The organism is Roseinatronobacter ekhonensis (assembly GCF_900499075.1).
GTDB lineage: Bacteria > Pseudomonadota > Alphaproteobacteria > Rhodobacterales > Rhodobacteraceae > Roseinatronobacter > Roseinatronobacter ekhonensis.
On record NZ_UIHC01000168.1, the window covers coordinates 1 to 1,161 of the forward strand.

At 53.1% G+C, this 1,161-nt stretch carries 1 protein-coding gene; it reads right to left on the reverse strand.

What is annotated here, in order from left to right; genetic code table 11:
- Positions 1-148 precede the first annotated feature (148 nt).
- Positions 149-568, reverse strand: a complete 420-nt coding sequence (locus ROE7235_RS19655) for a cupin domain-containing protein (protein ID WP_121097741.1) — start codon at positions 566-568, stop codon at positions 149-151.
- Positions 569-1,161 lie beyond the last annotated feature (593 nt).

A 1,161-nucleotide genomic window follows, 5' to 3' on the forward strand; every position in this document is an offset into this window, starting at 1 on the left:
GAAATGGCGCAAACTCGATGGCCGGAACCGCCTGCCCGAGATCATCCAAGGGGTTGAGTTCCGCGACGGCCTCCGCCACGTTCAAGCCGCCGCCTGATCAGGCGTCACCAACTTCTGCGCATATCTCAAATCCGAGAGATGTAGTGTCCTACACCCGTACTGCGTCCGGAATCTTCTCAGTTGCCTGCCCTTCAAACGCCTCATCAGACGCATCCGCCTCGGCCTTGGTTTTCTGCACCAACTGATCGCGGTGATGTGGAGGGCCGTAGATCGTGTAGACCTTGAGCGGCTGATGACCGGTGCAGATCAGGTTGTGATGGGCCCCTGCAGGCACGACAACTCCGCTGCCTGACTTGATTTTGTGGGTTTCCCCGTCAATCACGAGCCTTCCCTCGCCGTCTTCAATCCGAAAAAACTGATCATTGTCGGCATGAATCTCGCCCCCAATTTCTTCCCCCGGTGCGATAGACATCAAAACCAGTTGCAGCTTCGATCCCGAATAAAGAACGCGGCGGAAGTCAGTGTTTTCTTCCGTCAGCTCCTCAATGTCCGCGACAAATCCGATCATGATAGTCTCCCGATAATTACATCGCCTTCATTGACGATATTATCCCATCTGACGCTAAAACCACCGCGACTGTACTGATCGGGGTTAACCGGCCGATCTTTTCTTGCCCTATGGTCCAATTAGCCGATCAGTCGCTTTCTAGTGCGCCGCTCTAGCTCTCGGCGTTACCAGTCACCTCATGGATTGCAGGCACTTTTTTGAATCGGGGGTGATGAATGCATAGCTTCAATTTGCTGTCGCCGACAAAAGACCAACTACGCGGAATCTAGACCATTCGAGTTATCAAATACGGTCTTATCCACGTCAAAAGGCCGGCTGGGTAGTGATCTGGATTAGCATTCGTTCCACGGGCTGGCGCTATACGGATCAGATACGGACATGCGTCAACTACTGGCATTTGTTTTACTACTACACTTGCAACGCTGCCAAAGCGCGCTGCTTACAGCAATCATGAGGTGATACGATGGAGAAACGCGCGAAAGTTGGTGATGCCCTGAGGGGCGGCATATCATGGCGGTGTTCAGACGCCGTCAATTCTCAGTCGAGAAAGGGATATGCCACATGCCAGAGACTACCATCACTGAACTGCCCGA

Bases quoted from the DNA above. Each gene is read 5' to 3' on its own strand.
- ROE7235_RS19655 (WP_121097741.1), bottom strand. From the start codon at position 568: ATGATCGGATTTGTCGCGGACATTGAGGAGCTGACGGAAGAAAACACT.